The organism is Flagellimonas aquimarina, assembly GCF_003149745.1.
In the GTDB taxonomy this organism is placed as follows: domain Bacteria; phylum Bacteroidota; class Bacteroidia; order Flavobacteriales; family Flavobacteriaceae; genus Flagellimonas; species Flagellimonas aquimarina.
Genome location: NZ_QGEG01000003.1, coordinates 18,401 through 34,878 on the forward strand (window position 1 = coordinate 18,401; position 16,478 = coordinate 34,878).

16 protein-coding genes are annotated in these 16,478 nt (G+C 37.5%); 13 read left to right on the forward strand and 3 right to left on the reverse strand.

Going from position 1 to position 16,478, the window contains the following annotated elements; genetic code table 11:
- Both DKG77_RS13285 and DKG77_RS13290 read right to left on the reverse strand, forming a co-directional pair.
- Positions 1 to 1,263 (reverse strand): NADH:ubiquinone reductase (Na(+)-transporting) subunit B, encoded by a 1,263-nt coding sequence (locus DKG77_RS13285; RefSeq protein WP_109663854.1) that lies wholly within the window; start codon positions 1,261 to 1,263, stop codon positions 1 to 3.
- A gap of 1 nt (position 1,264) precedes the next feature.
- Positions 1,265 to 2,617 (reverse strand): Na(+)-translocating NADH-quinone reductase subunit A, encoded by a 1,353-nt coding sequence (locus DKG77_RS13290; protein WP_109663857.1) that lies wholly within the window; start codon positions 2,615 to 2,617, stop codon positions 1,265 to 1,267.
- 151 nt (positions 2,618 to 2,768) lie between these two features.
- Here DKG77_RS13290 and DKG77_RS13295 point away from each other — a divergent pair, with 151 nt between their 5' ends.
- From DKG77_RS13295 to DKG77_RS17230, 11 genes are all read left to right on the forward strand, one after another.
- Positions 2,769 to 4,013 (forward strand): type IX secretion system plug protein, encoded by a 1,245-nt coding sequence (locus tag DKG77_RS13295; RefSeq protein WP_109663860.1) that lies wholly within the window; start codon positions 2,769 to 2,771, stop codon positions 4,011 to 4,013.
- 30 nt (positions 4,014 to 4,043) lie between these two features.
- Entirely contained in the window at positions 4,044 to 5,237 is a 1,194-nt protein-coding gene (locus DKG77_RS13300; protein WP_109663863.1) for a DUF3667 domain-containing protein, read from the forward strand.
- Positions 5,238 to 5,242: 5 nt separating this feature from the next.
- Complete coding sequence (gene apaG, locus DKG77_RS13305) at positions 5,243 to 5,629, forward strand: Co2+/Mg2+ efflux protein ApaG (protein WP_109663866.1); 387 nt, start codon at positions 5,243 to 5,245, stop codon at positions 5,627 to 5,629.
- Between the two features lie 73 nt (positions 5,630 to 5,702).
- Positions 5,703 to 7,331 (forward strand): L-glutamate gamma-semialdehyde dehydrogenase, encoded by a 1,629-nt coding sequence (gene pruA / locus DKG77_RS13310; RefSeq protein WP_109663868.1) that lies wholly within the window; start codon positions 5,703 to 5,705, stop codon positions 7,329 to 7,331.
- 15 nt (positions 7,332 to 7,346) lie between these two features.
- Positions 7,347 to 8,114 carry an arylamine N-acetyltransferase family protein gene (locus tag DKG77_RS13315; protein WP_109663871.1) on the forward strand — a complete coding sequence of 256 codons (768 nt, stop codon included), beginning with the start codon at positions 7,347 to 7,349 and terminating at the stop codon, positions 8,112 to 8,114.
- Positions 8,098 to 9,066 (forward strand): GlxA family transcriptional regulator, encoded by a 969-nt coding sequence (locus tag DKG77_RS13320; RefSeq protein ID WP_109663874.1) that lies wholly within the window; start codon positions 8,098 to 8,100, stop codon positions 9,064 to 9,066. The genes DKG77_RS13315 and DKG77_RS13320 overlap by 17 nt, the downstream gene beginning before the upstream one ends.
- An 80-nt stretch (positions 9,067 to 9,146) precedes the next feature.
- Positions 9,147 to 10,184: a DJ-1/PfpI family protein gene (locus tag DKG77_RS13325; protein WP_109663876.1), complete on the forward strand. Its 1,038-nt coding sequence runs from the start codon at positions 9,147 to 9,149 to the stop codon at positions 10,182 to 10,184.
- Between the two features lie 158 nt (positions 10,185 to 10,342).
- Positions 10,343 to 11,176 (forward strand): alpha/beta hydrolase, encoded by an 834-nt coding sequence (locus DKG77_RS13330; RefSeq protein ID WP_165819397.1) that lies wholly within the window; start codon positions 10,343 to 10,345, stop codon positions 11,174 to 11,176.
- Between the two features lie 275 nt (positions 11,177 to 11,451).
- The gene (locus tag DKG77_RS13335) at positions 11,452 to 12,303 is read left to right on the forward strand and encodes a toxin-antitoxin system YwqK family antitoxin (protein ID WP_109663881.1); all 852 of its coding nucleotides are present in this window, start codon (positions 11,452 to 11,454) and stop codon (positions 12,301 to 12,303) included.
- A gap of 162 nt (positions 12,304 to 12,465) precedes the next feature.
- Entirely contained in the window at positions 12,466 to 13,140 is a 675-nt protein-coding gene (locus tag DKG77_RS13340; RefSeq protein WP_109663883.1) for a LamG domain-containing protein, read from the forward strand.
- 155 nt (positions 13,141 to 13,295) lie between these two features.
- On the forward strand, positions 13,296 to 13,418 hold the full coding sequence (locus DKG77_RS17230) for a hypothetical protein (protein WP_279305976.1): 123 nt from the start codon (positions 13,296 to 13,298) through the stop codon (positions 13,416 to 13,418).
- Here the strand turns inward: DKG77_RS17230 and rsmG are convergent.
- The gene (gene rsmG, locus DKG77_RS13345) at positions 13,415 to 14,056 is read right to left on the reverse strand and encodes a 16S rRNA (guanine(527)-N(7))-methyltransferase RsmG (protein ID WP_109663885.1); all 642 of its coding nucleotides are present in this window, start codon (positions 14,054 to 14,056) and stop codon (positions 13,415 to 13,417) included. The genes DKG77_RS17230 and rsmG overlap by 4 nt on opposite strands.
- 113 nt (positions 14,057 to 14,169) lie before the next feature.
- Here rsmG and DKG77_RS13350 point away from each other — a divergent pair, with 113 nt between their 5' ends.
- Positions 14,170 to 15,273, forward strand: a complete 1,104-nt coding sequence (locus tag DKG77_RS13350) for a fatty acid desaturase family protein (RefSeq protein WP_109663888.1) — start codon at positions 14,170 to 14,172, stop codon at positions 15,271 to 15,273.
- Positions 15,274 to 15,286: 13 nt separating this feature from the next.
- Positions 15,287 to 16,477 carry a pyridoxal phosphate-dependent aminotransferase gene (locus tag DKG77_RS13355; RefSeq protein ID WP_109663890.1) on the forward strand — a complete coding sequence of 397 codons (1,191 nt, stop codon included), beginning with the start codon at positions 15,287 to 15,289 and terminating at the stop codon, positions 16,475 to 16,477.
- The last annotated feature ends 1 nt before the right edge of the window (position 16,478 follow it).

Here is a 16,478-nt window from a genome sequence, read left to right on the forward strand (position 1 = left end):
TTAAACTGTTTCCGTTTTTAGTTCTTCAACTTCACCTGATACTTTTGGGTATATGGTAGCTGTTTTTAATCTTTTCATTCTTCTTTTGATATTCCCCCTAACCACATAATGATCAATAGTTGGCGCAAAAACGTTCATCAATAAGATTGCCAAGAATACACCTTCTGGGTATCCTGGGTTGAATACACGAATCATTACGGACATAAACCCGATCAAGAACCCGTAAATCCATTTACCTCTATTGGTCTGTGAACCTGTTACCGGGTCAGTTGCCATAAAGACAATACCAAAGGCAAGTCCTCCTACCAACAGATGTTGCCAGTACTCAAAACTCATTAACCCATAGAATTTACTATACTCTGGAATCCACTCTGCGGCAACTATACCGTTAAATATCAATCCCATTGCAAGAGATCCTATTACGGCACTTAACATTATTCGCCAAGAAGCAATTTTGGAAAATACCAAAAACAGCCCTCCAAGTAAAATCAACAATGTTGAAGTCTCGCCTACGGAACCTGGTATGAATCCATAGAACATGTCAGAAAGTGAATATGAAAAATCATTGTTCCCTTGGGCTAAATACCCTAGGACCGTTTCACCAGAGATGGCATCTGCAGTACCTGCCTGAGTTAATCCTTCTTTAGCACCATGTACCCAAACCTTATCTCCACTCATCCATGTGGGGTAAGCAAAAAACAAGAAAGCACGAATGGTCAAAGCAGGATTCAAAATATTCATCCCTGTTCCTCCAAAAACTTCCTTTCCAATTACTACACCGAAGGCTACTGCAACGGCCAACATCCATAAAGGAGTGTCTACTGGTACTATAAGTGGAACCAACATTCCTGTTACCAAGTATCCTTCTTCCACTTCATGCCCTTTTATTACCGCAAATAAGAATTCGATAGCTAGGCCCACACCATAAGAAACAACAACAATGGGCAATACAGTGATTGCTCCCAACCAGAAATTATCCCAAGTAATAAAATGTTCCATTAATGAAAACTCGGATGGAAAACCATTTATCGCAGAATAATGCTGATACCCCGCATTAAATATTCCGAATAAAAGACAAGGCACCAAGGCCATGATAACCGTATTCATGGTCCGTTTTAAATCATCTGCGGCACGAACATGACTACCAGAATGGGTAGTTTCATTGGGCATGTACAAAAATGTATGGATAGCATTAAATGCTGGAGCCATTTTTTTGCCCTTATATTTTTCCTTAATCTGATGTAATTTTTCTTTCATACCCATATTATCCAATTTCTTGATGCAACAAATCCAATCCTTCCCTGATTATTTGCTGGTGTGGTTGTTTAGAAATACAAATGAATTCTGTTAATGAGAAATCTTCCGGAGCTACTTCGTACAATCCCAATTGCTCCATCTCATCCAAGTCTTTTACCATACAAGCTTTAAGCAGTTGCAGTGGGTAAATATCCAATGGAAAAACATCTTCGTAACGCCCGGTCACCACAAAAGCTCTATGCTCTCCATTGGTGTTCGTGTCCAAATCGTATTTCTTATTAGGTTGCATCCATGAAAAGGTCAATGCCCTTGTAGATGATATTTTGTTGAAAATCGGCTTATTCCAGCCAAAAAACTCATAATCATCACCTTCTGGAATTGCAGTGACTGTATTGTTGTAAAATCCAAGATAACCCTCGGGGTGTGTTTTTGAACCTGTCAGTACATCACCATTAATCAATCTGAATTTATCTTGATTAACTCCACTTCCATATAAAAAGGTAGAAATCTCGGCGCCTATTTTGGTTGTATAGTATTTGGGAGCTTTTACAACAGAGCCCGCAAGCGCTATGGTTCTCTCTGCATTAAACTTTCCCGTCAACAATAACTCTCCAATAATTATCAAGTCTTGGGGAGCAACGGTCCAAGCGACCTCTCCTTTATTGATTGGGTCAATTTTATTGATCTGTGTTCCAACCAACCCCGCAGGATGTGGCCCAGATACTTTGTGTAGTTCAATTCCGTTCAAATTCTCTAATGGGGAATTACTTGCCGAACTGACAGAAACATGCACCTTACCTGGAGTCAACTTGCCCAAAGCAGTAATGGCTGCTTGCAATTCTGCTTCTTTTCCGTTTAATACATAATCCGAATCTGCGGCCAAAGGAGCCGTAGTGTAACCAGATACAAATATGGCTTTTGGAGTGACTTCCGGATTTGCTATAATGTCATAAGGACGCTGTTTTATAAATGTCCATCCACCTGATTGTAACAGAAAACTCCTTATCCCTTCTGCATCAGCTTCTTCTACATCAAGAATTTTATGCGACACATACTCCTGTGTTTTATCAGCTAGAATTTTCAGCGTTAAGATTTTCCTTCTGGCTCCACGAACAATTTCAACCAATTCTCCACTAACTGGGGAGACAAAGAGCATATCCTCTTTGTTCTTGTTGAAAAACAAAGGTTCTCCCGCTTTGACTTCGGCCCCCTCTTTTACCAACATTTTTGGTGTTATTCCATGAAAATCATCTAGGTTTAGGGCATATACGTTACTTAAAACGGCTTTGGAAGTAGTCTGTTCTGCTGCCCCGATAAGGTTGATGTTCAACCCTTTTTTAATCCGGATGTCTTTAGACATATTATTGTAGACCTTTTGTTAACAAAATTGCAAGCAAATTTAGCACTAAAAGGATTGTTTTCATAATTATTAACCATAAAATTGGGATTACATCGAGCTAAACTTGCTAGGCACACTTTTTGTTTACCTTTACTCAAAAATTACGCCCTAAATGCGCTTTGTGATCAAACAAATATTTTTACTCTTTTTTGTTTCCAACATTTTGGCACAAGTACAAGAAGAAGTAAACCCTCCTGTCAATATAAAGTCCATAGTTTTCAAAGGTCCTACGGAAGACCAATTTCCAATAATTAAACTTGGAGAATCCATGACTTTGGAATTTGATGATCTTACCGCCAATGAACAAGATTACTATTACAAAATTATCCACTGCGATTATGATTGGACCCCTTCACAGCTTTTAAAATCTCAATACTTAATAGGAATAGATAATCAACGAATAATTGATTATGAAAATAGCTACACTACCCTTCAACCCTATTCTAACTATAGATTGACCATTCCCAATGAAAATGTTCGTTTAAAAGTAAGCGGCAACTATCTTATAGAAATCTACAATAGTTATGGCGACCTGCAGTTTTCGCGAAGATTTTTGGTCTATCGCGATTTGGTAACCGTGGGCGGTACTGTAAAACGCTCTAGAGATTTTAACTTTCTGAATGAAAAACAAGTAGTTCAGTTTAACATCAATACCGCAGGGTTTCCTGTGGTTAATCCAAAGAAAGAAGTTAAAGTTGCTATTTTGCAAAACCACTTTTGGCCAACGGCTTTATATAATGTAAAACCGCAATTTACAGTTGGCACCGAGCTTGTGTATAAATATGACTTGGAAACAAGTTTCTATGGAGGTAATGAATTTTTGAATTTTGACACAAAGGATTTACGGTCACCAACTTTTGCCATATCCAAAATTGAGTTCAAAGAATTGTACAACCATTATCTATTTACCAATACCTATAGGTATGACAGACCTTACACCTATTTTCCAGATATTAACGGTGACTTTGTTGTGCGGACTTTACAAGGTGAAGATGTGTCTAGAGAAGCAGAGTACACCAAGGTCCATTTTAGCCTTCCTTATTCTAACGAAATTGGATTGGACAATGTTTACATTTTTGGAAAATTCAACAACTATGACCTAGGGGAAGAAAACAAAATGACTTTCAATTCGGAAACAGGAAAGATGGAACTTGCCCTTACCATGAAGCAAGGTTTTTACAATTACAAATATGTAATTGAAAGACAGGATGAAACAATCGACCTCAACTACATAAGTGGAAACTTTCACTTTACCGAAAACAACTATCTCATTCTTGTCTACTATCGCGACTTTGGCGATATGTATGACAGTATTATAGGAATAGGTTCTGTGAATTCTAGAACTATCAGCAATTAATTATCTTTAGCTCCTAATCCTGAAAGTGGAATGGGAGATAACAAACCAAGCCTAATTACCAAAGGTAGATACCAACTTAAGTTCCGAGGGACCGAGTGCCTTAATTGTGGGCACCTTCTTGATGTAAGCGATAAATATTGCCCCAATTGCTCTCAGGCAAATAGCACCAAAAAATTAGTCCTAAAGGATTTTTTCGATGAGTTTTTCTCAAGTTTGATTAATTATGACTCCAAACTTTTAAAAACATTATATGCACTATTATTAAAACCAGGCACCATAACTAAAGATTATATAAAAGGAAGACGCATTGCCTACACCAATCCTTTTCGTTTTTTATTGAGCTTGGCATTTTTGTACTTATTAATGTTCACTTACAACAACAGATTTTCTGGTTTAGACAAAATTGCCGACAACTATAACAATACTTCAGAGTCAAGCCCTTTGTCTTTTGACCTTAATACCGGTCAAATATCCGCTGACAGTACCGAAGTAAGAAAACAAGCCGAACAAGCATTGTTAAAATTGGACTCATTGGGGCTCAATGATGCGCCCGTATCCAAACAAATGGCGCATTTAGATTCTCTTGGTGTGTTTAGTACTCAAAAGGGTATTGACAAAGACTCCTTTATGCTGGCCGACCCAAAGACCTATTTTAAAGGGTTAACGGACAGTACTGGCACCAACAAATTCATCCTTAAAATGGAATTCTTTGCCAGTACCATAAAGCATGATACCCTTAGCAGTTTCGAAGAAGCAAAGGTCAAATATGACATTAAAAGTACAACAAGCAATAAAATGGCTTTTAATTTTTCAAATAGTTTGCTAAGGGTTGTTCAACAACCCAGTAGTTTTTTAAATTCGACCATTTCCAAGCTTCCTTTCGCCATATTTTTCTTTCTGCCCCTATTCACAGTTTTCATTTGGGTGGTTTATATCAGGAAAAATTACACCTACACCGATCATCTCATTTTTAGTTTTCACAACCAATCATTATTATTTATCTTGCTCATCCTTAGCTTGATAGTGGATTCAATTTTTAATACGGCCAGTTCAGGACTTTTTTTACTGATTTTCAGCATTTATCTGTACAAGGCCATGAGAAATTTTTACGGGCAAGGAAGATTTAAAACGATTGTTAAATATCTCTTTCTGAATACTATGTTTACTGTTCTAGCATTGTTAGTGGTAATCGTATTTTTTACAGGAAGCGTCATTACATATTAAAGGTTATGTTCACCCAAGTCACAAAAGGAATAAAAGTTTCGGTACAAACCACTTTCGAGGGTACATTTTTTAAGAACTATAAAATGCACTATGCCTTTGGATACACCATTACCATTGAAAACCAAAGTAAGGATGCAGTACAACTTACTGCCAGACATTGGGACATTTTTGATGCACTTAAAGAAATGGAAACTGTTGATGGTGAAGGTGTAATTGGCAAAAAACCTGTAATAAAGCCAGGCAAATCCCATACCTACAGCTCTGGTTGTTTACTGGCATCTCCTATTGGTGCCATGCGTGGCTATTACCACATGGTCAACTTCACCTCTTCAGAGGAATTTGACGTGGATATCCCTACCTTTAAATTTGCTGCTCCTTTTGCTATAAACTAGTTAGAATTCATTTTACATTGGCTTTTCCTTTCACTACCTTTGGTGGAATTTTTAACACATAAAATCCATCATTATGGGAAAAGGTTTTTTTCAAGTTCCAACAGCGTATAATGAGCCTATTAAAAGTTATGCTCCCGGCACTCCGGAACGTGAAGAAGTACTGCAACAATACGATGCATACTACAAAGGTAATGTTGATGTTCCTTTATATATAGGTTCCGAGGAAATAAAAACTGGAAACACGAGGACCATGTCACCTCCGCATGAACACAAGCATGTAGTGGGAAAATTTCATTTGGCAGAAAAGAAACATGTGGAACAAGCTATTTCCAATGGTTTGGAAGCACGAGAGGCATGGGCCAATCTAACTTGGGAACAGCGTGCCGCCATTTTTTTAAAAGCTGCAGAATTAATAGCTGGTCCTTACCGTGCAAAAATCAACGCGGCCACGATGATAGCCCAATCCAAGACAATTCATCAAGCTGAGATTGATGCAGCTTGCGAATTTATAGATTTCCTTAGGTTCAATGTGGAATACATGACTCAAATTTATACGGAGCAACCAGAGTCTTCAGAAGGTATTTGGAATCGAGTTGAATATCGCCCATTAGAAGGTTTTGTGTATGCTATTACACCCTTCAATTTTACGGCTATCGCAGGAAACCTTCCCGCAAGTGCAGCAATGATGGGGAATGTTGTCATCTGGAAACCCAGTGACAGTCAAGTATTCTCTGCTAAAGTAATCATTGATGTTTTCAAAGAAGCTGGGTTGCCAGACGGAGTAATCAATGTTGTTTTCGGAGATCCGGTCATGGTTACCGAGACTGTTCTTTCGAGTCCGGATTTTTCTGGCCTTCATTTTACAGGTTCCACTTTTGTCTTTAAAGAATTATGGAAACAGATAGGAAATAACATCCACACCTATAAAACCTATCCAAAGATTGTTGGAGAGACAGGAGGAAAAGATTTTATTGTTGCACACCCATCTGCAAAACCAAAACAAGTATCCACTGCCATTATTAGAGGAGCATTTGAGTTTCAAGGACAAAAATGTAGTGCTGCATCAAGAGTATACCTACCAAAATCTATCGCAGCTGAAGTTTTAGATTTTGTTAAAGCGGATATTGCCTCGTTTAACAAACCTGGTTCTCCTGCAGATATGAGCAACTTCATTACTGCTGTGATTCATGAAGGTTCTTTTGACAAGCTTTCCAAGTATATTGACCAAGCTAAAGCTGACAGCAATGCCGAAATCATTGCTGGTGGTAATTATGATAAATCTGTTGGCTATTTTATTGAGCCTACGGTTATTTTAACCCAAGACCCAAAATATACCACAATGTGCACTGAGCTTTTTGGCCCTGTGGTAACCATTTATGTCTATGAAGATACTGATTGGGCAAAAACTTTGGAATTGGTGGATAGTACTTCAGAATATGCTTTAACAGGTGCTGTTTTGGCCACTGACCGGTATGCAATTGATGAAGCTACCAAAGCACTTCAAAATTGTGCTGGTAATTTCTACATCAACGATAAGCCAACAGGCGCCGTAGTGGGGCAACAACCTTTTGGAGGAGCAAGAGCTTCGGGTACCAATGATAAAGCTGGCTCTGCCCAAAACTTATTGCGCTGGGTATCTCCAAGATTGATAAAAGAGACTTTTGTTACACCAGAAGATTACAGATATCCATTTTTGGGATAAATAAACTCATATGTGATGGACGTTTCAGCCTATTTAAAAAGAATTAATTATCATAAAAAGGTTGAAATTGACGTAACGACTTTGTTTGAACTTCAAAGGGCACACTTGCTAAGTGTGCCCTTTGAAAATTTAGATATTCATTACAACAACAAAATTGTTTTGGACATGGATATCATTTTTGACAAAATTGTTGTCCGTAAGAGAGGTGGGTTCTGTTATGAACTCAATGGTCTTTTTCACGCCCTTCTAAAAGAGATCGGGTTCAATGTCTGCATTATTTCTGCCCGGGTACATTCTGAAAAAGACCAATATGGAAAGGAAAATGATCACATGGCAATTCTTGCAACCATTGGAATGGAGCAATTTCTGGTCGATGTTGGCTTTGGGAAATTCTCATTTAAACCGCTTCCTTTGAAGCTTAACGAAGCTCTTTTGGATGATTACGGAACGTTTGTTTTTGATAATTATAACAAAGACTATTTAAGAGTTTGTACACAAATAGATGATTTGTTAGTGCCACAATATATCTTTGGCACAAAGCAGCAGGAATTATCGGAGTTTAAGGATATGTGCAGCTATCACCAAACCAGCGATGAATCCCACTTCACTAAAAAAAAGGTAATTTCCATAAGTACGGAGAATGGCCGTATTACGTTGAACAATACCAAAATAAAGATTGTAAACGGGGCAAAAACCAAAGAAATCGAGTTTAATGAAGACCAGTTCGATGTATATCTTAAGGATTACTTCGATATAGTTATGAAAATTGAAGAACCAAAGTAAACATAGAGCTTTTTTCCTTGTACCACCAGAGGTCCAGCTTTTGGATATGGCAGGCCCAGCACACCTTTTTTATGAAGCAAATGAATATGGTGCTCAAATTGAGACCCATTACTTAAGCCTGAACACCTCGAGCAAAGAGGTATCCAGTGCTGGGATTTCTTTAGGTAATTTAGAAGCTTTTGAAGACTTTACACTGGGAACAAATGACCTTCTTTTTATTCCCGGTTTGGAGTCCCATCTGTTTTTCGCTGATAATTTTGAGCAACAAAACCAATCTTTTTTTCTGTGGCTACAAAAGCAAAATCAAAACGGTTCTAAAATCTGTTCTGTTTGTACAGGAGCATACGTCATGGCTTTTGCTGGCCTTTTTGATGGAAAAAAGTGCACAACTCATTGGAAATATTTGGAAGAGTTTCAATCTAGGTTCCCTAAAACCAAATTGCATTCAGATAGGTTGATAGTCAAGGATGGCAATCTATATTCCAGTGCTGGAGTTTCTTCAGGAATAGACTTGGCCCTTTTTCTTTTAGAAGAACTCTACGGGCCAGTTTTTGCCACAAAAATTGCCAAAGAAGTTGTTATATATCTTCGCAGAACAGAACACGACCCCCAACTTAGTGTCTTTTTGCAATATCGAAATCATTTGGACAATCGTATCCATCAAGCTCAGGACACTTTAGCACAAAACCTGGATAAAAAGTTAAAAATAGAGGAGCTTGCCGAAAATGTTCATATGAGCCCCAGAAACCTTACACGCCTGTTTAAAAAGACCACTGGAATTACAATAGGTCATTATCTAGATAAACTTCGTGTAGAACGAGCGGTGCAACTTCTTTCAGATGGTTCTAAAGTGGATACGGTATCCGCAGCCTGCGGATTTCAAAGCAATAATCAATTGAGAACCTTACTAAAAAAGCACACCTCCTCTCTTCCCTCAGAATGGCGCGAATAATTGTCCCAATGTTGAGCAATCTTGTCCTTTTCAAGACAACATTGGCAGACTAACTTTGCTGTACATCAAAAATTCAAAAAATGAACAAATTAATAATTCCTTTCCTGCTCCTATGCGGAATCGCTTTTAGCTACCCCCAAAACAGTACACAAACACCTGACATATACATTTGCCCCCCATGTGGGCTTGAATGTGACAACACAGAACATACCAATCCAGGTATTTGTTCATTTTGCAATATGACACTTATGAAAAAAGAAAATGTAAAAACCATTGCCTTTTATTTACAGGAAAGAGTTGAAGTTCTAGATTTTGCTGGACCAATGGAAGTTCTTTCCTATGCAGGATTTAATGTGTTTACTGTATCAGCTAAAAAGGACCCAATAAAATCACAGGGTATTCTTAGCGTTATCCCAGATTATACAATAGAGGATGCTCCCGAGGCAGATATTTTAGCATTTTTTGGAGGTAATGCTTCGCCCACATCCAAAAACCCCAAAGTAATGGAATGGATTAAAAAACAAGAACAGGTAAAATATCATTTTTCTGTTTGTACAGGGGCTTTTATTTTGGCCGAAGCTGGAATACTGGATGGAAAAACAGCCACAACATTCCATAGTTCTTTGGACAATCTTAAAAACAATTACCCAAAGATAAATGTGCGTAAAAATGTGCGTTTTGTAGATAATGGAAGAGTAATCACCACTGCTGGAATTTCTGCAGGAATAGATGGAGCACTGCATCTTGTAGCAAAACTGCATGGATTAAATGCGGCCAAACGCATTGCATATAATATGGAATATGATAATTGGCAATTGGGCAACGGGTTAATCCTTTCTGAAGACAATCCCTATGAAAACAGGATATCCAATTCAGATCTTGCTCCATTTGAAGGGCTTTATGAGTACAAAGATGGCGGTCAAATTACATTGAAAATCAATAAAAAGGATGGTGACCTTTACACAATAGTAGATGAACTTGTTTACCCTCTTTATCATGAAAAAGATGATACATTCTCCAATATTGCCGACATCAAGATTTTATTCAAAAGAAATGCTTCAGACCAAATTGTTGGGTATTCTTTAGATAATGATGCAAAGGTCTACAAGAAACTTTAAGCAGTTGCATGGCCAGTTTTCCACGCATCTTAGTTATTTTTTCTTTTTTGGCATGCTTGGGAGTCAGCGCACAACAAGATAAGTATAGCTGCCCACCATGTGCTTCAGATTGCCACAACGTAGATTTTTTAGAGCCAAGAAATTGTCCAATTTGCAATATGCCTCTTATAAAAGTAGAACATTCCCAATTTGAAGGATATGTAAAGGAGGAAATCCAAATTCCAAATGACACTATTTTATTAAATGCTGCCTATTATACTCCTAAAAACAAAAGCAAGATTAAGGGCGCCATGATTGTTGTGCATGGCTCGGCCCCCTCTAGGTACGAAGATGTGAGCTTTTACACTAAAATTGGAACTGAACTTGGTATGGCCGTATTGGCATATGATAAAAGAGGGGTGGGGAAATCTGGAGGAAATTATCAGTTTTTCAGTGTTGAGGAGAGTGAAAATTGGTTCAATTTGCTTGCATCTGATGTGTTGGCATGCTTATTATGGTTAAAACATCGACCAGAGCTTCAAAAAACAAAAATTGGATTGATCGGAGGTAGTCAAGCAGGCTGGATAATGCCTTTGGCAGCATCAAAAAACAAGTATATTGATTTTATTATTATTGGGGAAGGGGTAGCCATTTCTGCTGGCGAAGAACAGTATTTTAGCCAACTTACAGGTGATGGTGACGAAGGTGCAAACAATATGTCAATAGCAGAGGCACATTTAAAGCTCCAAAATTTTAGGGGCGACAGAGGTTTTGACCCAAGAAATATCCTTAAGGAGTTAAACGTTAAAACCCTTTGGTTTCTTGGAACCCAAGACCCCGTTATTCCGGTTGATGCCACACGGAAGGCACTACAAGTCATGAACAATCCCAATTTCCAGGTTCAAATTTTAGAAAATGGAGATCACGACTTTATTAATACACAATCTGGAAAACCCTATGATTTGCTTAAATTTATAAGACCCTGGTTATTCCATAATGGTATTCTAAAATAACATTGGCACTCCTTTCCTTACAGTACAAAGAAAGAATTCACTATTTATCTTTAAAAAACACCTGCATTAGCAAAAATGGGTAGACCAAGCACAAGATGGTTCAATGCTAAACACCAAAAATTGTATAGCCAACACCATTCAATGGTTTCTTTCAGTCTATCATCCATAAACCGAGAAGCCACAGCTATAAGATCGTCCATTAATCAGGAGAAAAGTTTTAATATATTTCTTCTTGTAAATCCCATTCCATTTACCACATTTTGCAAAATGTATAAATGAGCAGCCCAAAACATTATTTAGTTCTCTTTTTTTTATTCTGTATTTCCAGTAAAGGTTATATGCAATTAAAATATGTTGAAAAATACCCTGATGGGCAAATTAAAATCGAAAGCTATATAAAAGACAATTCTTTGGATAGCATATACATTGAGTACCATTCAAATGGCAGAATAAAAATTGAAGGCCGGTTTAAAAATTGTAACACCAAAAACATGTCCGCCCAGGGTCATAATAAAGAGGGGCAAACTCCGCTTTATTACAAGGATGAACTAAAGATTAGTCCAGGAAAAAGGCATGATCTATGGATAGAGTATTATGAAAATGCAGTGATAAGATCCAAAATCTACTATAATGTTGGATTAAGACATGGGAATTCACTTTTTTATGACAGAAACGGGAAACTTAAAAGTTCCCATTACCATATTGCTGACAAGGAAATAAGCATGCACAAATTTCGTAGTGATGGCGGACTGGAATTAAGCAAAGCCTATTTCTACAACTTTAACAAAGGCCCCAACCGTAAATTGAAAATGACCTTGCTCTGGGAGTTCCATACAGACGGGGCTCTTAAAATTCAAAGAGAAACCCAACTATCAGAAGACAACGTACAAAGAGAGTCTTTAAAGGAATATTATGCTGACGGAATATTAAAAACCGAAACAGAATTCCTCAATGGCAACAGAGATGGTATTCATCGAGAATATCACAAAAATAGCAATCCAAAATACGAAGGAACTTTTAAAGAAGGCAAAGCCGTTAACAAGCACCACCACTATAATCTAAAAGGACAAAAAACATCCACTGAGTATTGGTACAATGGCAAACTTTTAGGGGTTGAAAAACACTAAGGTTACATAAACTGTTTTACAAAGTGGGTTTAAAAACAACAGCTTTTCACTTTGTTAAATCACAATGTGCAGATTTCCTCTTGAAAAATTGCTTTTATAATAAAAGGTTAAACTCACCATTTAGCTCATCGAATACAATTAGCTTTATGAAAAACTATATTGATGAAATCACTAACTTTTTTATCGTTTTTATTCATTTTGTCAGTGAACCTCACTATTTCGCAGCAAACCAGCACCAAAATTGGGTTGTATGGAAATAGCGACCTGATACCCATAAATGTTATTGCGTCAGATACCATTTACAAAGGGATGAAAGCACTTCGGGTTCTTGATACCGGTATAAGTTCCGAAGCGAAATTTGTAAAAATTCCCAACTTGAATTTTGAATCTGGAACCATTGAAATTGAACTTTCTGGAGCTCCAATGAAAGATGCACCTGCCAATGTAAGAGGTTTTGTAGGCTTAGCATTTAGGGTCCATGAAGATGATTCAAAGTTTGAGTGTTTTTATTTGCGTCCAACCAATGCTAGAGCACAAAATCAAATAAGAAGAAATCACTCAGTACAATACATTTCTTATCCAGAATTCCCTTGGCACAAATTGCGCAAAGAGTTTCCAAAAAAATATGAAACATATGTAGATTTGGTTCCAGGTGATTGGACAAAAGTGCGCATAGTAGTAGAAGGCAACACTGCCCAATTGTATGTGCATGGGAATGACCAACCTACACTAATAGTCAATGACCTAAAACATGGAACGGACAATGAAGGAACTATAGGACTATGGATAGGCCCCGGTACAGAAGCTTATTTTACAAATCTTACAGTTGTACAATAACGATATCCTCTTTTAAATTTCGAAGGACAATACCATCTTTTTTTGAATTTCAGACCTAATTGATTGGAATAACACAATTTTATATGTAAATTTAACGTTAAGTAATAGTAAATTAAATGTAATTAATCATTGTTAGCCCATTAATTCATATTGATATGAAACAACAAATCTACAGATGGCGGAAATTGATGACGGAACAATTTGATGCGCTATGGCACTATTTCAAGGAGTATTCAAGAAAGTGCAGAATCGTGTACTATAACGTAAGGAATACCTAAGAGAGACTCTTAAATTTTTGTGGTAAATACACTACTTTTTTAGTTTCAAAAAAATCTTCTTCGAAATATTCCTTTAGGTCAAAGACTTCAGCCGTTTTATAATCTTTCAGTTCCTCTGCCAAATCACCACCTTTTAAATAGAAAATTCCGTTTTTTCTTTCATGGGCCGAATCTTTCTTGATTTTCCCTTTTGTCCAATGTACAAACGTTGGCATGGCCGCAACTGCCCTACTAACAATAAAATCATACTTTTCAGTTAAATCCTCCACTCTGGAATGTCTGGCGGTCACGTTTTTTAATTGAAGTCCGTCCACTACATGCTGCACCACCTTTATTTTTTTTCCAATTGCATCCACCAAAGTAAAATGGGTATTGGGAAACAAAATTGCCAAAGGAATACCGGGAAACCCACCCCCTGTGCCCACATCCAAAATTTTAGAATCTTCATTGAACCTCTGAATTTTAGCAATTCCCAAAGAATGAAGCACATGCCGAAGATAAAGTTCATCTATATCCTTCCTGGACACGACATTTATCTTTTGGTTCCAATCTTGGTACAGCTCCTCCAAGCCTATAAATTGTTGCTTCTGAGTATCGGTGAGTGTCGTAAAATACTTGAATATAAGGTCCGCATTCATGCTTAATCTGTTAATTTCGGCAAAATTAATACTTTTAAGCACCTTAACATCGTTTTCATATAAAGTTGGGAAGTTGGGAAATCAATTTACTTACCTTTGTAAAAATTTAATTTATGGAAAAGGATATCATCCGATTTTCAAGAAAAGATTCAGCACAATTCTTCAGAACACTAAATAAAAGGGTTAACCAATATTTTAGTGAAAATAAAATAAAGAAAACCGGAAATTGGAAACTTCACCTTAAAACCGTTGTGATGTTTGCAGTTTTCTTGACCCCTTATTTTTTAATGCTAACATTGAACTTACCATTTTGGGGATACGTTCTTTTGTCCATTACCATGGGCGTGGGAATGGCCGGTGTGGGAATGAATGTAATGCATGATGGAAACCATGGTGCATATTCCAATAAAAAATGGGTGAACAAACTAATGGGGAGCAGCATCTATATTTTGGCTGGAAATGTTTACAATTGGCAAGTTCAACATAACGTTCTGCATCATACATACACCAATATACATGAGCATGATGAAGATATGGAAGCAGGAAGAATTCTTCGTTTTTCAAAACATGCTGAGTGGCAAAAACACCATAAATTCCAGCACTTTTATTCCATTCTTCTTTACGGATTGTTAACCTTTAACTGGGCAATAACCACAGATTTTCAACAAATGTATAGGTACATGAAAAGAAAACTGTCCTATGGAAAATTGCCTAATCCAGTAATAAATTGGAGCACCTTGGTAATAACGAAGACTATATACATTACCATTTGGATTGTTTTACCTCTACTTCTTGTTGAGATTCCATGGTGGCAGATATTGCTCGGTTTCTTTATTATGCATTATGTTGCTGGGGTAATTTTAAGTGTTGTATTTCAATTGGCCCATATTGTTGACCATGCGGATACTCCCCTGCCAGATGAAAACGGAACAATGAAAAATACTTGGGCCATTCATCAACTTGCAACCACAGTGAATTTTGGTACCAAAAACAGGATTGTAAACTGGTTTACTGGTGGTTTAAACCATCAAGTTGAACATCATATATTCCCTAATATCAGCCACGTTCATTATACAAAAATCTCCAAAATTGTTAAACAGACAGCAAAGGAGTTTAATTTGCCCTATAACGAGTATAAAACTACTAGAAAAGCTATAATTTCGCACTTCAAACATTTGAAGGAATTGGGCAAAAATCCAGCGCTTCAATACCAGTAAAATAGCAACACTAATGAGCAACCAACTTTCTGAAAGGATTAACAACTTAGTTCCTTCAGCTACTCTTGAAATGGCTGCAAAAGCCAGAGAACTTAGAGCATCAGGAAAAGACATTATTGGACTTAGTCTAGGTGAACCTGACTTTAATACACCTGACTACATTAAAGATGCCGCCATACAGGCCATAAAGGACGGCTATAATTCGTACACTCCTGTAGATGGTTATGTGGAATTAAAAGACGCCATAAGTACAAAGTTCAAAAGAGATAATGGCATAAGTTATGAACGCCCTCAAATTGTTGTTTCTACAGGTGCAAAGCAGGCACTTTATAATGTAGCCCAAGCTTGTTTGAACAAAGGTGATGAAGTAATCTTACCTTGCCCATATTGGGTTAGTTACAGTGATATTGTAAAACTTTCTGAAGGAGTTCCTGTGGAGGTTACCACATCCATAGAAAATGACTTCAAAATGACACCAGAGCAGTTGGAGGCTGCTATTACCCCAAAGACCAAAATGTTATGGTACAGTTCTCCATGCAACCCAAGTGGCTCAATTTATAGCAAAGAAGAGTTACGAGGTTTGGCTGATGTGCTTCAAAAACACCCACAAATTGTGGTAGTCAGTGATGAAATTTACGAACATATTAACTACGGCGTTACGGCTCATGCCTCAATGGCAGCTTTTGATGATATGTATGACCGTACCGTTACGGTAAACGGTGTTGCCAAAGCTTTTGCCATGACCGGATGGCGAATAGGTTACATTGGAGCTCCCTCGTATATTGCCAGAGCATGCAATAAACTGCAAGGACAGGTTACTAGTGGCGCTAACTGTATAGCACAACGTGCAGTCATAACTGCCTTATTAGAATCTCCAACTCGGGTTCAATATATGGTGGATCAATTCAAAAATAGAAGAAAACTCATCTTAGAGCTATTGAACAATATTGAAGGGTTTAAATGCAATGAACCTGAAGGAGCATTTTACGTATATCCAGATGTAACCGCTTTTTTTGGAAGGACCCTTAATGGCAAAACAATAAACAATGCATCCGATTTTGCAATGTACCTATTGGAAGAAGCCAACGTGGCAACCGTTACAGGTGATGCTTTTGGGAACGGCAATAGCATCCGTATTTCCTATGCTGCCAGTGAAGAGGATATTAAAAAAGCTATTTCTAGGATTGCTGAAGCAGTAAAATAGG